A 15,709-nucleotide genomic window follows, 5' to 3' on the forward strand; every position below is an offset into this window, starting at 1 on the left:
TAATGGCGCCTAAAAAACGTGTTGCCATTCGAAACCATAGCGCTGAGGCAAATTTATTTGCTCGCCGCACCTTCATCACCTTTATTACTGTTCTAATACTTTCCTTAGTGCTTTTTAGTAATATTTATAACCTTGAAGTTAACTCATACCAAAAATACCAAACTCGCTCTAACTCTAATCGTATTAAACTATTACCGGTAGCACCAAATAGAGGCTTAATTTACGATAGAAATGGCGTATTACTAGCTGACAACACGCCAGTGTATAGTTTAGAAGTGATCCCTGAACAAGTTGATGATATTAAAAAGCGCTTATCTGAAGTAAGTGAGTTATTAGATATTAGTCAGGAAAAACAAAATAAATTACTCAAAGAATTAAAAAGTAAGCGACGCTTTAAGCCTATTGAACTTTACTCACGTTTAAGTGAGCAGCAAGTATCATTGTTTTCTGTCAATCAACATAAGTTTCCCGGCTTTTTTATCGATGCACGCTTAAAACGCTATTACCCTTTTGCGGATTTAACAACCCACTCTTTAGGTTATGTTGCCCGCATCAATCGCAAAGATTCGCTAGAGTTAGAAAAACAGGGATTAGCCGAAAACTACGCCGCAACACGTAACATTGGTAAGTTGGGTCTCGAAAAGTACTACCAAGACATTTTACATGGCACCATTGGCCATCAAGAAGTTGAAATTAACAACCAAGGTAGAGTCATTCGTACTTTAGACTTTACTCCTCCGATCCCAGGTAAAGACCTCACCTTAACTTTAGATATAGAACTACAAATGATCGCCAAGCGTGCACTTTCAGGTAAGCGTGGTGCGGTAGTCGCCATTGATCCAAGAGATGGTGGTGTACTTGCTATGTATTCAAACCCAAGCTTTGACGGCAACCTTTTTGTTCATGGTATCAGCAGTAAAAAATATAAGAAGCTCTTAGCACCAGCAAGTAACAAACCCTTACTTAATCGTGCGGTACAAGGTTACCCACCGGCATCAACCATCAAGCCTTTATTAGCGCTTACCGGACTTGAAGCCGAGTTAATTACTCCAGAAACTGAGATTTATGATCCCGGCTTTTATCAATTACCAGGCATAGAAACCAAACGACGTGATTGGAAAAAATGGGGCCACGGTAAGGTCAATTTAACTAAATCATTAGAGCAGTCATGTAATGTTTATTATTATGATTTAGCCTATAAATTGGGTATAACCCGTATTAGTAAAATGATGGAAAAATTTGGCTTTGGTGATTATACCGGCATCGATATCCATGAAGAAAGCCGCGCTATTATGCCAAGCATTGAATGGAAACGAGCTCGTTATAACAAAGCTTGGTATACCGGTGAAACCTTATCTGTCGGCATAGGACAAAGTTATTGGTCGGTAACGCCATTACAATTATCACAGGCAGTCTCTATTTTAGTTAATAAAGGCAGGATCAAGGTTCCACACTTTTTAAAGGCCACCAGTGAAGTCGTTATCAACGATAAAAAGATTAATACACAGCAACCAATCATCACAGAATATGTTGTTGATGAAAAACGCCCCATTACACTATCAAATGACCGTTATTGGGATATGGTTTTAGACGGCCTACACAATACAGTGCAAAAATTTGGCGCTACTGGTTATGCTGCTTTTAAAGGCAGTAAGTATGATGCTGCAGGTAAAACCGGCTCTGCCCAAACCGCCAACATTGCCCAAGATGAAGAATACGACGCCAAAAAAGTACAAGAGAATAAACGTGATAACGCTATGTTTATTGCTTTTGCGCCCTACGAAAATCCAGAAATTGTTGTTGCGGTAGCGATTGAAAATGTTGCAAAAGGTGGTGGTGGCACCAATGCCGGTCCCGTGGCACGTCAAATCATGGATCAATATTTTGGTGACAGAGAAATTATCAGTACAGATAAAACCAAGCACCCTCACCATGAAGAGATTTATCATCAGAACATTACCAATACAGCAGGTGAACCCTAGTGCGTAACACCGGACACGATCAGCAAAAACAGCGTACTTTATGGCAACGTTTACACATTGATTTACCTTTATTAAGTGGTATTTTAGCTCTATTAATACTGGGGCTATTTGTGGTTTACAGTGCTGGTGGACAAGAAAATGCAGTGTTAATACGTCATGCTAAACGAGCTGGTTTTGCATTAGTTGTGATGTTTTTAGTTGCTCAAATACCACCATTATCTTATCGAAAATGGGCAGTACCTGTCTTTATCCTAGGGCTAATGCTATTAGCGGCGGTATTGCTTTTTGGTCATGTTGGTAAAGGTGCCCAACGTTGGCTTGACCTTGGCTTTACAAAGTTTCAACCTTCTGAAATTATGAAGCTCGTTGTACCAATAATGATCGCATGGTATGTAAGCCAATATGACTTACCAACAAAAATATCAAAAATTATTATCGCTTTTATTTTAGTACTAATGCCAACATTGTTGATTGCTAAGCAACCCGATTTGGGTACATCTCTACTTATTGCTAGCTCAGGTATTTTTGTGATTTTCCTCGCTGGTGCCAGCTGGAAATTGATTGGGACTTGTGTTGGTTTAGCTTCAGCATTTGCCCCAGTATTATGGATGTTTTTGATGAAGCCTTATCAAAAGCAACGAGTATTAACCTTTTTAAATCCTGAGCAAGATCCGCTTGGCTCAGGCTATCATATTATTCAATCTAAAATTGCGATCGGCTCTGGCGGTATTCACGGTAAAGGTTGGCTACAAGGTACCCAATCACAACTAGAATTTCTCCCAGAGCGCCACACTGATTTTATTTTTGCGGTATTTAGTGAAGAATTTGGCTTAATCGGTGTCGGCTTATTGTTGACAGTATATTTAGCCATTGTCATGCGTGGATTATGGATTGCAGTTAATGCCCAGCATGCGTTTACTAAACTGCTAGCGGGCAGTTTAACATTAACATTTTTTGTTTATGTTTTTGTCAATATAGGCATGGTTTCCGGCTTATTGCCTGTGGTTGGTGTGCCATTGCCTTTAGTCAGTTATGGTGGTACCTCAATGGTGACATTAATGGCTGGATTTGGCATTTTAATGGCAATAAGTACCCATAGAAGATTCCATGTTTAACGACCAATAGCATCAATAGTAAAATAATTCACTTTAACAGAGATAATAGATATTTTATGGCGATATTGAAAATACAGCGTAAGCATTGCTTTGTTTTACTGATGGTATTAATTTCTGCATGTAGTACAAATTATGGCCGCTATCAACACAAACATGACAGCACACCAAGCCGCTTACCAAGTCCAAGCGAGCTGCACGATGCAACTCCCAGAGCAGAAACGCCAAGCCGAGGGGGTAATAAGCATTACCAAGTGCGTGGTAAGCACTACCAAGTGTTGGAGAGTGCCGAAAACTTTAGCCAGACCGGTATAGCCTCATGGTATGGGCGTAAGTTTCATGGTCACTTAACCTCTAATGGCGAAATATATGATATGTACGCCATGAGTGCTGCCCATAAAAATCTGCCTTTACCGACTTATTTAAAAGTGGTCAATAATAGCAATGGTCGTTCTGTTATTGTCCGAGTTAATGATCGCGGACCATTTCATCAAAATCGTATTATCGATTTATCTTATAGCGCAGCATATAAACTAGATATGTTAAAAACGGGTACGGCCAATGTCACTATTTCCGCTATTACCGACTTTAGCGCAAAAGCTTTAGCGCAACTTAAAACAAATCATGGTTACTTAGCACAAAGCCAAGCAAAAGTTACCCCTTTAATAAAACCTATGGCACCTTCGCTTAACACCACTGCTGCTTCGACTAATATTAATCAAGCTGCAGTTGCCACTCCGACAGAGCAGAAATCGCCAAAAACTAGCACGGTAAATACCGCGTCACAATTATCAGACCATTCAACTAAAGCAGAATATATTCAGGTATTTGCAAGCAGTAATCACGTGCAAGCAACTAAACTAGCAACCGTATTATCAAAACAATATAAACAAAAAACTCAACTAGAAGAAATAAATGGAATTTTTCGTGTTCTCGTTGGTCCGATAGAACGCAGTGATGATATATCTACGCTGTTACTTGCAATTAAAAGCACAGGTTACCCAAATGCATTTGTTCGTAAATAGGCCGTCATTGGATGATGTTTCACATAATGACACTTAGAACAATCAGGTTTTTTATCGACGCAACAAGATAAAAATAGCAATAATAAGCAAAATTCATTAACAGTAACAAATTCATCATCGAGCCCAATAGAATTCAAAATGAAAAATGTTATACTGCATAAAGTTTTATATCGTTTTTATAATTTCCACCAATCAATGCGCTGCAGGACAATTATGCCCCAAATCAAGCTTATTCAATCTCCTAAAAAATCAACAAAACTGATCGCTTTTTTAAGCTCTGTCTTATTAAGTGTTTGCTCGCTATCTCATGCACAAACAATTATCCCATCCGCGCCAGAGGTAAATGCTAAAGGTCACATTCTTATTGATTACACAACAGGTAAGGTCATTGCCGAAAGCAATGCAGATATCTTACTTGCGCCGGCCAGCTTAACTAAAATGATGACAAGTTATATCATAGGCAAAGAGCTAGTATCAGGAAATATCAAGAACGATGACATAGTCAAAATTAGTGAAAAAGCTTGGGCGAAAAATTATCCGGGCTCATCTTTAATGTATATTGAAGTTGGCACAGAAGTGCCTGTTCGCTTATTAAATCAAGGGATTATTGTTGCCTCAGGTAATGATGCTTGTGTTGCTATGGCAGAACATATTGCCGGTAGCGAAGATGCCTTTGCACAACTAATGAATGCCCATGCAGAGCAATTAGGCATGCACAGCAGTTTCTTTGAAAACAGTCATGGCTTAGATAGCCAAGAGCACAAAACCACTGCACGTGACATGGCAACATTAGCTATTGCCCTGATCCGCGATGTACCAGAAGAGTATAAACTTTACAGCCAAAAATCTTTTACTTATAACAATATTAAGCAATATAACCGCAATAGCTTATTGTGGGATAAAAGCATGAATGTCGATGGTTTAAAAACAGGTCATACATCACAAGCCGGCTTCAGTTTAGTAACCTCTGCCACTAAAGGCGATATGCGCTTAGTCAGTGTTGTTATGGGAGCAGACAGTGAGCGCGCTCGTAAAGTCGAAAGTAAAAAACTGCTCAATTATGGCTTCCGTTTCTTTGAAACTTACACTCCTTATAAAGCCGGTGAAAAATTTGTCAGTGATCGTGTTTGGATGGGTGACACTAAAGAAGTTGATTTAGGTATCATGGTAGATACCCCAATTACCATCCCACGCGGGCAACGTAAAAACTTACAAGCTAATTTCGAGTTAGACAAGCAACTCACCGCACCACTGCAAAAAGGTGAAGTGGTAGGTAAGTTATTTTTACAACTTGATGGTGAAGACATTGCTCAGTACCCACTAGTAACATTACAAGCAGTTCAAGAAGGCGGCATGTTCAATAAACTATTGGATTACGTAAAACTGCAGTTTGCTAATTAATACTTGGCCTCTATAGCTTTTAAGTTTCACCCAGTGGCAAGAAACACAGTGGCAGTGGCATTGCTATAACTCTTAACCAAAGCCAATAAAGCCACTCATTAAAAACTCAGCCTTGGCTGAGTTTTTTCATTTCACAAGCATCTTTCACAAACATAATAGTAAATAAAATGATTATAAAGTTAGCGCCAAACATTGATATTAGATAAATTCCCCTCATTTAATAGCTCATATCGGCCAGCAAATTAACGACGACTGATCACATTTACTGTAAATAGTGTTAAAATATCGACGATTTACACATTCAGCGCATTAATTTTTACCACATGGATTGGTCTATTGGCGATTAAATCGAATAATGCACCTGTTACTAAGCGCCTTCAAAACACTCGCGCTTTACCAATCAAGAGAAAATAAATGAATACTAAGTTTGATGAATTATTGGAATTTCCAACCGTTTTAAATTTCAAAGTTATGGGCATTGCTTGCGATGAATTACCTGACTTAGTTGTTGGCGAGTTACAAAAGCATACGCCTGGTGATTACGCCCCCAAAGTAAAAGCCAGCTCTAAGGGTAACTATCATTCAATTTCTGTATCAGTAACGGTTACTAGCAAAGATCATATCGAAACCGTATACAAAACACTGAATGCTATTGAGCAGGTACGTTACGTACTTTAATCCTTACTCTTTGCATGGTGTATTCCAATTATTATTCGGATACAATGAGCTAAGCGAAATTTATAGAGATATATTTTGAAAAACACATTGATTATTCGGCAACTTAATACTATCGACTATGTCGATGTTTGGCATGCCATGCAAAACTTCACCGATAATCGAGATGAAAATACTGCTGACGAGCTTTGGCTGGTTGAACACCCTCCGGTATTTACCCAAGGACAAGCAGGCAAAGACGAGCATCTCCTTATGCCTGGTGATATTCCTGTGGTAAAAGTTGATCGTGGTGGGCAAGTCACCTATCACGGCCCTGGACAACAGGTGATCTATTTTATGATCAATCTGCGCCGTAGAAAAATGGGCGTTAGAGAATTAGTCACATTAATAGAGAATGGCATCGTCGCATCATTGGCAGATTTCGGTATCAAAGCTAATGCCAAGCCAGACGCGCCAGGTGTTTATGTTGACGACAAAAAGGTAGCCTCTTTAGGTTTACGAGTACGTAAAGGCTGTTCTTTTCACGGCTTAGCGCTAAACGTCAATATGGATTTATCACCATTTTTACGCATTAATCCCTGCGGTTATCAAGGCTTAGAAATGGTGCAAACAATAGATTTACAAGGCCCTGCCACTTTAGTTCAAGCGGGTGAGTCACTCGTTGAACACCTAACTAAACTACTAAACACTGAGCATTTATCTTATCAAACGGGATTGGAAACAGGTCATGACCACTAAATCATCACGCATTACCCCAGGTACGAAATTACGTGACGCCGAAAAAATGGCGCATATTCCTATAAAAGTGGTTACTTCTGAGCGCGAAACTATGCTGAGAAAGCCAAATTGGCTACGCATTAAACTACCAAAAAGTTCTGAGCGTATTGATAGCATTAAAGCAGCATTACGCAAGCATGACTTACACTCAGTGTGTGAAGAAGCATCATGTCCTAACTTATCGGAATGTTTTAACCACGGTACAGCCACCTTTATGATTTTAGGCGATATTTGTACTCGTCGCTGCCCATTTTGTGATGTGGGTCATGGTCGTCCGTTACAAGCAGACAAAGACGAACCTCGTAAATTAGCATTAACGCTAAAAGACATGAAATTGAAATACGTGGTGATCACCTCAGTAGATCGTGATGATTTACGTGACGGTGGTGCTCAACAGTTTGCTGATTGCATTACTGAAATTGCTGAGCACTCTCCACATACTAAAGTTGAAATTTTAGTACCGGATTTTCGCGGCCGTATGGACCGTGCATTAGAAATATTAAACAAAAATCCTCCACATGTTTTCAACCACAACCTTGAAACAGCACCTCGCCTATACACTAAGGCTCGCCCTGGCGCTAATTACCAATGGTCGTTAGACTTATTGAAAAAATTCGGTGAAGCAAACCCTAGCGTGCCAACTAAGTCAGGTATTATGGTTGGTTTAGGTGAAACCAATGAAGAGATTCTACAAGTGATGCGTGACTTACGTGCACACGGTGTCACTATGCTAACTATTGGCCAATATTTACAACCAAGTAAACACCATTTACCGGTTGAGCGTTATGTACATCCAGACGATTTTGATATGTTTAAGCGTGAAGCAGATAAAATGGGTTTTGAACATGCGGCTTGTGGTCCATTAGTACGTTCAAGCTACCATGCCGACAAACAGGCCGCCGGTGAAGAAGTTAAATAACGCTACTTTTTCATTATCGCTTGGTCAGTAAACAATATTAAGCTAGCAGCGTAAACTGCTAGCTTTTTTATTACCGAAAATTCGCTTAACCTTAGCTTAAATAAATAAGACCAAGCAGATAAACTCTACCAAAGCTAAAGTAACAATGCGCTATTAGTGATGATTTTAAGCTAGATCTTTCGAAACTCGTGGCATTGGTAAACGTTGCTTATACGAGTTCAAGCAAGTTAAATCGTGACTTTACGCTCAACCGTCTGGCTACGTAAACATAAAGCTAAAATCCCGCCAATTAAAGCAGTAATAGCAGCAAAGTCAAAAGTAGCAACAGCGCCCAGACCATCTTGCCACAGTATCCCTGCGACATAAGCTCCCACGGCACCACCAACACCATAAACACCCCCAATATAAATCGCTTGTGCACGACTTTGTTGGTTAGCATTAAAGTGTTTTTGAATAAAAGCGATGCTGGCACTATGGTATAAACCAAAGCTTAACGCATGGATCAACTGTGAAGTAGCTAAGGCAATATTATTATCGGCATAATGCCCGACCAAAAACCAGCGAAACGCCGTAAACAAAATGCTAATACTTAATAAGGTTTTTAACGAAAAGCTTTTGAAGAAAATGGCAGCAAAAACAAAAATAGCAACTTCAGCTACCACACCGATAGCAATAAAAATACCAATCAAAAAGCCCGAGTATGCTAACTCCTTCAAGTACAAAGCAAAAAACACATAATATGGGCCAAAGCTCATTTGCAGCATTAAGCCGGCAAAGAAAAACAGTAAAAAGTTACCATTAAGCACTTGGTTTTTAATCGCAATATGATTCATTAGCGCTTTATTAGCCACTCTGGGCTGCTTACTTAATAAAGTAGAGATAAAGAGCCCTGCCAATATAGCTATGCCAATATAACTAAATGCTTCTGATGAATAACGCTCAATTAGCTCGCCACTGATCATAGCCACCACAATAAAACCGATACTGCCCCACAGCCGAATCCGAGCGTATATTTTTGCACTTCGACGAATAGAGTTAAGTGTCATCACCTCTATCTGCGGTAAAATAGCTGTCCAGAATAAACTAAACATCGCTAAACTAAATATTAACGGCCAATAGCTCATCGTCCAAATAATGAAACTAAAGCTCAGCAAAGACAGTAATGCGCCTACCTGAACAATCTTTAGTTGTTTACCTGTACGGTCAGCAAGTTGCGCCCATAATGATGGTGCAACAATTTTTGTTGCAGTAATGACAGCTAAAATCTCACCAATTTCAAGTGAAGTAAAACCTCTACCATCGAGAAAAACCGATAGAAAAGGCACAACTAAACCTAAGATACCAAAATACCAAAAATAATTTGTCGACAAACGAAAAAATTGCTTTGAAACCACGCGTTAGTAATCCGTTGGCGTTAGCGCTCGATATCTGGCGTTTGACAAATAACATCAGCATTTTGCGCTCGATGTCGTAAATAATGATCCATCAACGTCAGCGCTAACATTGCCTCAGCAATAGGTACCGCACGAATGCCTACACACGGATCATGACGCCCTTTCGTGACAATATCAGCAGACTGACCAGCAAGGTCAACAGTTTTGCCACTAACACCAATACTCGACGTTGGCTTTAAGGCAATAGATGCAACAATAGGTTGGCCAGAAGAAATTCCGCCTAAAACACCGCCAGCATGATTAGAGGCAAACCCTTCGGGGGTTAACTCATCTCTATGCTCAGAGCCTTTTTGATTCACTACGCCAAAGCCATCGCCGACTTCCACAGCTTTAACGGCATTGATCCCCATTAAAGCATGTGCAATATCAGCATCGAGACGATCAAAAATCGGTTCACCTAACCCCACAGGGATATTATTGGCAACCACCATTAATTTAGCACCAATTGAGTCTTTCTCTCGCATAATACCGCGAAGCAATTCATCGAGTTGTTCAAGTTTATTAGCATCAGGAAAGAAGAAAGGGTTTTGCTCAACAATATCCCAATCAATATTTTCGGCACATACTTCACCAATTTGCGTAACACAAGCTTGAATAGTAATACCAAATTTTTGTTGCAAGTATTTTTTAGCAACCGCGCCGGCGGCAACTCGCATAGCCGTTTCACGAGCAGATGAGCGCCCACCACCACGATAATCACGAATCCCATATTTTTGCCAGTAAGTGTAATCAGCATGACCAGGACGGAATGTTTGTGCAATATCACCATAATCTTGTGAGCGTTGATCGGTATTTTCAATCAATAAGCCAATGGGTGTTCCGGTGGTTTTACCTTCAAAAACGCCCGACATTATTTTGACTTCGTCAGCTTCTCTTCGCGCGGTGGTAAACCGAGAAGTACCCGGTCTGCGGCGGTCAAGATCATGCTGTAGATCAGCTTCACTAAGTTCAAGTCCAGGGGGACAACCATCAATAATAGCGCCTAAACCTAACCCATGGCTTTCACCAAATGAAGTAACTGTAAATAACTTACCAAAAGTATTGCCTGACATAGTGATATTGACCTGTAAATATTAATTAGCTAAACCGTCAAATGTTCCATCAACAGTTAAATTATTGGTGGCAGGAGAAGTCCTGCTGATGTTGCTCTAATTGTGCTTTCGTTAAACGGAACACGCCATGACCACCGCGTTCAAATTCCAACCATTGAAATGGCACATGAGGAAAAGCAGCAGTTAAATGCACCTGTGAATTACCAACTTCACAAATTAATACCCCATGTTCAGTTAGATGATTAGCAGCTTGCGCTAAAATTTGACGTACAATATCTAAACCATCAAAGCCGCTACCTAAACCCATTTCTGGTTCATGTAAAAACTCTTGTGGTAAAGCATCAACATCTTCTTGATCAACATAAGGTGGATTTGTCACTATTAAATCATAGCTTTGCCCAACAACCCCAGAAAAAACATCAGATTGAATTGGAATAACTTGTGCTGATAAGCCATGACCTTCGATATTAATTTGTGCGACATTCAGTGCATCAATAGAAAGATCTAAAGCATCAACCTCAGCTTCAGGGTAAGCCACTGCGCATGCAATAGCTATGCAACCGCTACCAGTGCATAAGTCGAGAATTCGTTGTGGTGACTGCGGAATTAAACCGTCAAAATGATTATCAATTAATTCGCCAATGGGTGAACGTGGCACTAACACACGCTCATCAACATAAAACGGCAAACCACAAAACATAGCTTGGTTAGTTAAATAAGCTGCTGGCAGCCCTTCAACGATACGGCGTTCAAACAACTGCAAAATAGCCACTCGCTCTTGTGAAACTAAGCGACATGGCATTAACTCAACAGACATGTCTAGCGGTAAAGCCAATTGGTGCATAACCAAAGTTAGCGCTTCATCCCACGCATTATTTGTTCCGTGACCGAAATACAATTCAGCCTGATTAAACTGACTAGCACCAAAGCGTACATAATCATTAACGGTATGCAGTTGTTCGCTTACCTCTACAAAGTTTATTATTTCCACGCTTTCCTCTGGCTTAAATTCAGTCATAGATATTATTTTTTATTATACTTTCACTTGTTATTGTTCGTCGATGTTTTTAGACTTCGCAAATGAAATTTAAAGATGCACTTAATGCAGAAGAAAAAAAGCTATTCAAAGATGCCATAGGTAAGGTAAAACCTATGGTGCAAGACAGGGTACACCCGGTAAAAAGAACCGGCAAGCAGAAAACCGCTTTATCGAAACAAAAAGATAAAAAGGCCCTTGCCGAGTTTCATTTTTCCGACGAATTTGAACCAGACCTAAACAACCAAGGACCGGTAAAATATGTTCGTGATGACGTAGACAGCTTTGAAGCAAAAAATTTACGTCGTGGGCAATATGCACCTGATTTAATTTTAGACTTGCATGGACTTGATCAACAACAGTCAAAACGCGAAATAGCGGCATTACTGGCTGCCTGTGAAAAAGAGCATGCCCAATGTGTCTGTATTGTTCATGGTTTAGGCGGGCGAATATTAAAAAATAAAGTGCCACACTGGCTAGTACAGCATCCTGATGTTATGGCATTTCATCAAGCACCATTAGAATGGGGTGGTAATGGTGCATTACTGGTTTTAGTGGAATTAAAAGATAAATTTATTCGTGACTAATATCATTAGGCGATACTAACCCAACGAGCTGACCTTGCATCCTATCAGTATCGTAGTCTATTTGTGCCACAGAGGCAGTTTGAAAAATCGGCATAGTGTTATCAGTGGTTAACTCGGCAACCAAGTAACTCACCAGGGGCATATGTGACACCAGCAATACTGTTTGAAATTGCTTTTCACTACAAACGGTATCTAAATAGTCATGCACATCTTTAGGGCTATCTTCAGGTGTAATAAAATTGACCGTTTCTTTATAAGCAATATCACCAAGCACATCAAACACTGCATTAGCCGTTTGCTGAGCTCGTAAATAAGGGCTGATAAAAATAGCATCAATTGTAGAAACGTTAGCTAATAACCACTGCCCTATCATGCTAGCTTCAGTGACACCGTTAGCCGTCAATGGTCTGAGCGCATCCGTTGGCGCAACCATACTAGCTTGTCCGTGACGCATAATAAAAATTTGCATAAACACCTTAAATACATTAAAAAAATAAGCTTTCAGCACTGAGCGAATAGCATTAATTCATGGGTTATTACTACACAATTTAACGGCGTAGCCCAAAAACCTTGTAGCGATTTCATCGCATTTGACTATAAAATAAAAAATTCCGGCTATAGTAAAGGAATTGTTTATCTTTTTTAACATCTGTTAAGAATAAAATGGACTCATGTTATTCCTTAAGGTAATTTAATAATATAATGAAAATAGCACTTATCCCCTAGCTAGACCTTGCTATAGCTAGACTCAGCAGGAGCAAAAGTGAAAAAAAGCCCCAATGACAACAAGCTTTATAAAACGATCACATTAGCCAATGGCTTAAGAGTATTATTAGTGCACAATGCAGAATCTAACAAGTCTGCCGCAGCACTAGCTGTCAACGTTGGCCATTTCGATGATCCTAATCACCGACAAGGACTTGCTCATTTTCTAGAGCATATGCTGTTTCTTGGTACCAAAAACTTTCCTGATGGTAGCGAGTATCAAAAATTTATCAATGAGCATGGCGGTAGCAATAATGCTTGGACAGCAACTGAACATACATGTTTTTTCTTTGATATTGGACATCAGCACTTTCACTCAGCCATAGAGCGTTTTGGCGAATTTTTTACCGCACCGTTACTTTCAGAAGAGTTTGTCAATAAAGAACGTAAAAACATTGATGCTGAATTCAAACTTAAGCTTAAAGATGATATTCGACGTCTATATGATGTCCATAAAGAAACGATTAACCAAGCTCATCCTTTTGCTAAGTTTTCCGTTGGTAGCAGCGAAACACTTGCGGACAAAACAGGTTACAACCTACGCGATGAAGTATGCCGCTTTTTCAAAGATAATTATCAAGCTCATTTTATGACCTTGGTTTTAGAGGGGCCACAAACCATCGAAGTATTAGAAGGGTTAGCAAACAATCACTTCTCTAAAATAAAATCTGATGGGGTTGCTAAAGCAGCGATTAGTCAGCCACTTTATCACCCTGAACATCAACAAAAGTGGATATCTGTTCAACCGGTAAAAAATGATCGACAATTGATCATAAGTTTTGCCATGCCAAGCATCGACAAATTTTATCGTCAAAAGCCAGAGTCTATCCTCGCTTATTTAATCGGGCATGAAGGGCCCGGTAGCATCTTATCTTTATTAAAAAGCAAGCAATGGGCTTTAGCACTAACTGCAGGCTCAGGAATAAATGGTTCTAACTTTAAAGACTTCAATATTAGTATCTCACTCTCTGAGCTTGGTGAGAAAAATATAAACTCCATTATTGATATCGTATTTTCATATCTCAACCTACTGAAACAAGAACCACTAAATGAGCAATATTATCAAGAAAAAAGCGCCTTAGCCGAGTTATCATTTTCTTACCAAGAAAAACTGTCTCCCCTTGATTCTGTCAGCCAACTTGTCATCAATATGCAACACTACCCACAACAAGATTACATATTTGGGGACTATGTAATGCAAGGACTAGATGATTCTGTTTTTAATACTTTACTCGGCTATATGGTAGCAACAAATGTTCGCATTATTGTTATCGCTAAAAATAAAATCCACCAAACACATGAAAATACCAGTAAATGGTATCAAGTACCTTATTCCATCAGTGATATTAAACAAACACAAATTAAGCATTGGCAGCAAGCCCAACAATTAACGGAATTATCTCTACCCAATAAAAATCCTTATATTGTATCTAAGCCTGAATTAGTTCCTGATGATTCACCTGAGAATACTGCGTTAACACCACCCCAAATATTTTGTCAAGAAAGTGGCTTGAATGTCTGGTTTAAACACGACACAAGCTTTAATACGCCAAAAGGCTATATCTATCTATCGATAGACTCGCCTGCGGTAATAGAAAGTGCTAGTACAATTGCCATGACGCGATTATTTATTGATTTATACAGTGATGCCGTTATCGAGGAACATTACGATGCTGAATTAGCAGGTATTCACTATCACTTGTATGCTCATCAAAGTGGACTAACATTACAATTATCAGGTATCAGTACCAAACAAGAACAGCTATTACCCCTATTACTCAATAGCTTAATGCAGTGTGACTTTTGCTCAGAAAAGTTTGAATTATTTAAGCAACAGTTACTTAGCCATTGGCATAATGCAGAAAACAGCAAATCAATATCACAACTTTTTGCTAACCTCAGTGCCACAATGCAACCTAAAAGTCCGAGCAGTCACACTTTAATCGATGCTCTGCAACAAGTAGAGTTTGAGCAGTTTAAAGGTTTTATAACAAAGATATTTCAACATACAGCTGTAGATGGACTTATCCATGGTAATTGGTCAAGGCAATCGGCGGACAATATTGTTGACAATATTAAAGCGGTATTCAAAGGGAGGCTATCACAAAAGAATCAAGTGAGAATTCCTTGTATTGATATTCACGGGCAAGGAACGTTGACTATACCTGTAGAGCTACCCAAACACGACCATGCCGCGGTGCTCTATTACCCTATGCCGAAAAAAGATTTGCACACAGTGGCATTAACCATGCTGACCAATCAGCTATTATCACCTATATTTTTCCAAGAAATGCGCACAGAAAAACAATATGGGTATTTAGTTGGTGTCGGCTTTATCCCTATTAATCGTTATCCGGGTATTGCTTTCTATATTCAATCTCCACATACCGACTCTATTACCTTAATAGCAGCAATGGATAATTTTATTGCCAAGGCAAACGACTATATAACTGAACTGCCGAAAGAGCATTGGCAACATCTGCAATTTGGCTTAGCAAGTCAATTGCAAGAAAAGGATACTAACCTAAGAATAAAAAGCCAACGCTATTGGGCGGCACTTTGCAATAAAGAGGCTTCTTTTACAGAAAAACAAAAACTGATTGCGATAATCGAAAGCACATCAATGAGTGATGTTGCTAAATTTCTGCAGCAACACTTTAATGGGTCAACAACTAAAGACCGTTTGTCTTTGTTAAGTTATGAGAACAGTGAACAATTGAAATCAATGGATAAAAACTTAAAAAGTAATAACAATATCATGGCATTATTAAAAAAATGTCAAAGAAAATATTAACGCTGCCGATACAGATGAAAAACGTTACATTGGCAAAATTACCATCAAATAGTCTTCCAAATAACGCCAAAGATTGACTTAACACCTCACATCATTTGTAATGGGATGTAGCATCCAAAAATAATAATAA

At 39.3% G+C, this 15,709-nt stretch carries 13 protein-coding genes; 9 read left to right on the top strand and 4 right to left on the bottom strand.

Annotated features, from left to right (window positions below; genetic code table 11):
• Positions 1-2 precede the first annotated feature (2 nt).
• The 7 genes from mrdA (at position 3) to lipA (ending at position 7,891) form a co-directional block, all read left to right on the top strand.
• Positions 3-1,982, top strand: coding sequence for a penicillin-binding protein 2 (gene mrdA / locus B0169_RS09915; protein WP_077285810.1), 1,980 nt, complete (start codon positions 3-5; stop codon positions 1,980-1,982).
• Complete coding sequence (gene rodA, locus B0169_RS09920) at positions 1,982-3,097, top strand: rod shape-determining protein RodA (protein WP_077285811.1); 1,116 nt, start codon at positions 1,982-1,984, stop codon at positions 3,095-3,097. The genes mrdA and rodA overlap by 1 nt, the downstream gene beginning before the upstream one ends.
• A gap of 56 nt (positions 3,098-3,153) precedes the next feature.
• A complete protein-coding gene (locus tag B0169_RS09925; protein WP_077285812.1) occupies positions 3,154-4,119 on the top strand; it encodes a septal ring lytic transglycosylase RlpA family protein in 966 nt (321 codons plus the stop codon).
• A gap of 258 nt (positions 4,120-4,377) precedes the next feature.
• Complete coding sequence (locus tag B0169_RS09930; protein WP_412842127.1) at positions 4,378-5,520, top strand: serine hydrolase; 1,143 nt, start codon at positions 4,378-4,380, stop codon at positions 5,518-5,520.
• Between the two features lie 414 nt (positions 5,521-5,934).
• Positions 5,935-6,198, top strand: coding sequence for a DUF493 family protein YbeD (ybeD, locus tag B0169_RS09935; RefSeq protein ID WP_077285814.1), 264 nt, complete (start codon positions 5,935-5,937; stop codon positions 6,196-6,198).
• A 72-nt stretch (positions 6,199-6,270) separates the two neighbouring features.
• Positions 6,271-6,933 carry a lipoyl(octanoyl) transferase LipB gene (gene lipB / locus B0169_RS09940; RefSeq protein WP_077285815.1) on the top strand — a complete coding sequence of 221 codons (663 nt, stop codon included), beginning with the start codon at positions 6,271-6,273 and terminating at the stop codon, positions 6,931-6,933.
• On the top strand, positions 6,923-7,891 hold the full coding sequence (gene lipA / locus B0169_RS09945) for a lipoyl synthase (protein ID WP_077285816.1): 969 nt from the start codon (positions 6,923-6,925) through the stop codon (positions 7,889-7,891). Before lipB ends, lipA begins: the two co-directional genes overlap by 11 nt.
• A 227-nt stretch (positions 7,892-8,118) precedes the next feature.
• Here lipA and B0169_RS09950 read toward each other — a convergent pair whose 3' ends face one another.
• From B0169_RS09950 to prmB, 3 genes are all read right to left on the bottom strand, one after another.
• Positions 8,119-9,285 (bottom strand): MFS transporter, encoded by a 1,167-nt coding sequence (locus tag B0169_RS09950; protein ID WP_077285817.1) that lies wholly within the window; start codon positions 9,283-9,285, stop codon positions 8,119-8,121.
• Between the two features lie 20 nt (positions 9,286-9,305).
• The gene (gene aroC / locus B0169_RS09955; RefSeq protein WP_077285818.1) at positions 9,306-10,397 is read right to left on the bottom strand and encodes a chorismate synthase; all 1,092 of its coding nucleotides are present in this window, start codon (positions 10,395-10,397) and stop codon (positions 9,306-9,308) included.
• A gap of 61 nt (positions 10,398-10,458) precedes the next feature.
• Positions 10,459-11,415 (bottom strand): 50S ribosomal protein L3 N(5)-glutamine methyltransferase, encoded by a 957-nt coding sequence (gene prmB / locus B0169_RS09960; RefSeq protein WP_077285819.1) that lies wholly within the window; start codon positions 11,413-11,415, stop codon positions 10,459-10,461.
• Between the two features lie 62 nt (positions 11,416-11,477).
• Here prmB and smrB point away from each other — a divergent pair, with 62 nt between their 5' ends.
• Positions 11,478-12,020, top strand: a complete 543-nt coding sequence (gene smrB / locus B0169_RS09965; protein ID WP_077285820.1) for an endonuclease SmrB — start codon at positions 11,478-11,480, stop codon at positions 12,018-12,020.
• Here smrB and sixA read toward each other — a convergent pair.
• Positions 12,007-12,489 carry a phosphohistidine phosphatase SixA gene (sixA, locus tag B0169_RS09970; RefSeq protein WP_077285821.1) on the bottom strand — a complete coding sequence of 161 codons (483 nt, stop codon included), beginning with the start codon at positions 12,487-12,489 and terminating at the stop codon, positions 12,007-12,009. The genes smrB and sixA overlap by 14 nt on opposite strands.
• A 294-nt stretch (positions 12,490-12,783) precedes the next feature.
• Between sixA and B0169_RS09975 the strand changes: the two genes are divergently transcribed.
• Positions 12,784-15,579 carry an insulinase family protein gene (locus B0169_RS09975; RefSeq protein WP_077285822.1) on the top strand — a complete coding sequence of 932 codons (2,796 nt, stop codon included), beginning with the start codon at positions 12,784-12,786 and terminating at the stop codon, positions 15,577-15,579.
• The last annotated feature ends 130 nt before the right edge of the window (positions 15,580-15,709 follow it).

The organism is Cognaticolwellia aestuarii (assembly GCF_002000025.1).
GTDB lineage: Bacteria > Pseudomonadota > Gammaproteobacteria > Enterobacterales > Alteromonadaceae > Cognaticolwellia > Cognaticolwellia aestuarii.

Coding starts and splice junctions, on each gene's coding strand:
- B0169_RS09925 (WP_077285812.1), top strand. CDS start 3,154: ATGGCGATATTGAAAATACAGCGTAAGCATTGCTTTGTTTTACTGATG.
- sixA (WP_077285821.1), bottom strand. CDS start 12,489: ATGCAAATTTTTATTATGCGTCACGGACAAGCTAGTATGGTTGCGCCA.
- smrB (WP_077285820.1), top strand. CDS start 11,478: ATGAAATTTAAAGATGCACTTAATGCAGAAGAAAAAAAGCTATTCAAA.
- prmB (WP_077285819.1), bottom strand. CDS start 11,415: ATGACTGAATTTAAGCCAGAGGAAAGCGTGGAAATAATAAACTTTGTA.
- aroC (WP_077285818.1), bottom strand. CDS start 10,397: ATGTCAGGCAATACTTTTGGTAAGTTATTTACAGTTACTTCATTTGGT.
- ybeD (WP_077285814.1), top strand. CDS start 5,935: ATGAATACTAAGTTTGATGAATTATTGGAATTTCCAACCGTTTTAAAT.
- lipA (WP_077285816.1), top strand. CDS start 6,923: ATGACCACTAAATCATCACGCATTACCCCAGGTACGAAATTACGTGAC.
- mrdA (WP_077285810.1), top strand. CDS start 3: ATGGCGCCTAAAAAACGTGTTGCCATTCGAAACCATAGCGCTGAGGCA.